Origin of the sequence: Pollutimonas nitritireducens, assembly GCF_002849615.1 — a bacterium.
Taxonomy (GTDB): domain Bacteria; phylum Pseudomonadota; class Gammaproteobacteria; order Burkholderiales; family Burkholderiaceae_B; genus Pollutimonas; species Pollutimonas nitritireducens.
This window is the reverse complement of sequence record NZ_PDNV01000029.1, coordinates 1-2810: the sequence shown is the minus strand read 5'-3', so window position 1 is coordinate 2810 and position 2810 is coordinate 1. Positions and strand designations below refer to the sequence as shown.

Sequence of the window (2810 nt, the reverse complement as noted above, 5' to 3'; positions counted from 1 at the left end):
GCTGGAACGGTTGCCGGCTGCTAAAACAGTTGAAGACATCGAGGCACTACTTCCTTGGAATTTAGACATTCAACAGGTTGCCATGGACCTCGCTGCCTGAAAACCCTGTGCTTAGTGGATCGCTTACCGTATCGCTACGGATATGGCCAGTGCTACCCACCCCGACTTGCTTTCTCAGACGCTAAAGATGATTCCGGCCGGACGCTTCGGAGAAGCACACGAAATCGGAGAGTTGATCTTATTCCTCGCCGGCGATAAGGCTAGCTACATTAATGGTGCCTGCATTGACGCCAACGGCGGCATCTTCATGACTTGAGTCGACCGTGCGTCTTGCTGCAACTTACTTACGATACTCGGCCAACGATGCCGCGCCGCAGTTTGCGTGGGCTGGCTGGTTACTAGTGCAGTACCTCTGGTAGAGCTTTAGTAGTCGCCCCGCGTTGGCTAGGCGAGCACCGTGCGAACCGCGGCACGATCGGCATCACCGGTAAAAAGAACCCTCAAAGCGTCGGTTCGCAGATGGACTTGCGAGAAAAGGAAAGACTCACAGATACAACTGATTTGGATTGCAAGCCGGAGTTGCTCGCCGAAGTCAGTGGATCATGTGGTTACTGTCGTTAGCGCCCGCCATGCGACATGTCGTCCAATTGTTCAAAGAAGGGCAGCCCTTCCGGCATCTCGGCCATCGGGTCGGCCAGCTTATAGCGAGAAAGTACACAGGCGTTAACGCTTGTCAGTCGGGTTCGGACCGGATTTATTGCGGCTTTGCTCCCGATGCAGCCACGAGTTCGGCCTGACGCGGTATCTCCGTTTCGAGATAACTCGCAAGTTCCGCCGGACTACCTGAGCGCATCTGCATCCCCATGGCTTCAAGCTTACTGCGAGTTGACGAGTCAGAAAGCGCGGCGTTGAGGACCTTGTTTAGCTCATTGATAATCGTTGTGTGGGTGCCAGCTGGAGCGAGCACGGCGAAGCACGTGTCGCTAATTAAATCTGCCCTTCCTTGCTCCACCGCCGTAGGCACCTCGGGTAGTACGCTTGAGCGCTCTTTGGAGAACACCGCCAGAACTGACAGCTTGCCCGCTTTGACATGGGATACGGTCATGGGAATGACGGGGAAAATAGCGTCCAGGCGGCCACCCAGTAGATCGGTCAGCGCAGCACTAGGTGTTTGGTACGGAACGTGCATCAGACTGTTGTCGATGTCACGATTGAGCATTTCTCCAGCTATATGCCAAGAGCTGCCCGCGCCTGTCGTGCCGTAGCTTACTTTGTCCTTCTTATTCTTCGCATAGTCCTCGAACTCGGCCAGATTTTTCGGTCCAAGGTTCGGGCTAACAGCCAACACGTTGGGAGTGCAGCCGATCATGCCAATGGGAGCGAAGTCTTGTCTTGGATCATAGCCCACGTCCTTATACAGCGCCAGATTAGTGGCGAGCGGTCCGGTCCAAGATATAACAATGTTGTACCCATCTGGCGCGGCCTTCGCCGCTTGCGCCATTCCTACATTGCCACCGGCACCAGGGCGATTTTGGACGATGATCGATTGTGAAAGTGACTTAGCCATTTCTGAGGCTAGTAAACGGGCAATCGGGTCAGATGACCCGCCAGCGCCAGCTGGCAACACCATGGTAATGGCCCTCTTGCTCGGCCATGAGTCAACTTCCCCAGCATATGCCACACAACATGTGACGCCGGAAAGCAGAGAGACTTGCAATAGGCTATAGATGATCGATTTCATATCTACCTCTTTTTATAATGTTCTATCAGTAGTAGGTCAGAGTGATTGGCGCGTGCTCTCGCGCCACGAGGCACGAATTCAGTCCGATTACACTGCGAATCCGGGAGCCGCTGGCGCTGGTGGCCCACTTTCCTGTGCCGTAGACACCGTTGACGGCTAGCGGATCGATTTCCTTTTGCAGCTTCTCGGCGTCTTTGCGGTCTCGGGTTTTAACGGCGACTCGCAGAATGACCTCGTAAGGCTCGTGCCCGTTTAGAGGCGGACTCGCCTCCCGGTGTACAGCATTGAGCCCCAAATAATCAAAGCGAATTTGCTGTGCATCCAGGGCGACTTCCTGAAAGCGGTGCTCGAGGATGGACTGTGTGGCACGGGCGCGGTCCAGTGCTCCGGGTCCAGCAAATATCACCATCTCTTCAGTCATATAACCCTCACGAAGTCCGACGAGTGCCTTGAGGGTCGGCGGCCGTGGCGAGCCAGCTGGAGACTGAATGTGGACCTCGACTTGGTCCGGTAGGACCTGCGTAAAGCTGACGCGAGACAGGTCGGTTATGCAATCTGGTCCGAGGTAGGTTGATGGATCACCCACCTCATAGAGCAATTGCTCCTTGCAGGTGGCGGGGCAAAGCAGTCCCCCGGTTCCGGAGAGTTTGCTCAGAATGATGCGGTGTTCGGTAACCTCTGCTATGGGATGACCCAAACTCTCCAGCCCAGGTACGTCCTTGTAGCCAGGGTCGGCGAAGTATCCGCCGCACACCTGTGCTCCGCACTCCATGAGGTGACCAATAATCATCCCACGGGCCATTTTTTCGTGATCGTCCAAAGACCAGCCGAACTCATGTGCCAGCGGTCCGAGATATAGGCACGCATCGGCGACGCGAGTAGTGAGCACAATGTCTGCCCCCTCGTTTAGCGCGCGGACGATGCCTTCGCACCCTAGGTAGGCCCCCTCTGTCACAATAGATGTCCGGTCACTTGAACCTAATAGATGAGGGGGCGGTTGGAGTGTTTTCATGTCCGCCTATAGCCCTGAGCTCAAAGAGCAAATCGTCAGGAAAATGATGCCACCTAA

The 2810-nt window shown here is 55.3% G+C and carries 3 protein-coding genes; 1 reads left to right on the top strand and 2 read right to left on the bottom strand.

Translation table 11 applies throughout. From position 1 onward, the window contains the following. Positions 1-118: 118 nt before the first annotated feature. Positions 119-316 (top strand): SDR family oxidoreductase, encoded by a 198-nt coding sequence (locus tag CR155_RS21430; protein WP_369406190.1) that lies wholly within the window; start codon positions 119-121, stop codon positions 314-316. Positions 317-754: 438 nt separating this feature from the next. Here CR155_RS21430 and CR155_RS20525 read toward each other — a convergent pair whose 3' ends face one another. Then, complete coding sequence (locus CR155_RS20525) at positions 755-1741, bottom strand: Bug family tripartite tricarboxylate transporter substrate binding protein (RefSeq protein ID WP_102071913.1); 987 nt, start codon at positions 1739-1741, stop codon at positions 755-757. Positions 1742-1766: 25 nt separating this feature from the next. Continuing rightward, positions 1767-2753: an acyclic terpene utilization AtuA family protein gene (locus tag CR155_RS20520; RefSeq protein WP_102071912.1), complete on the bottom strand. Its 987-nt coding sequence runs from the start codon at positions 2751-2753 to the stop codon at positions 1767-1769. Between the last annotated feature and the right edge of the window lie 57 nt (positions 2754-2810).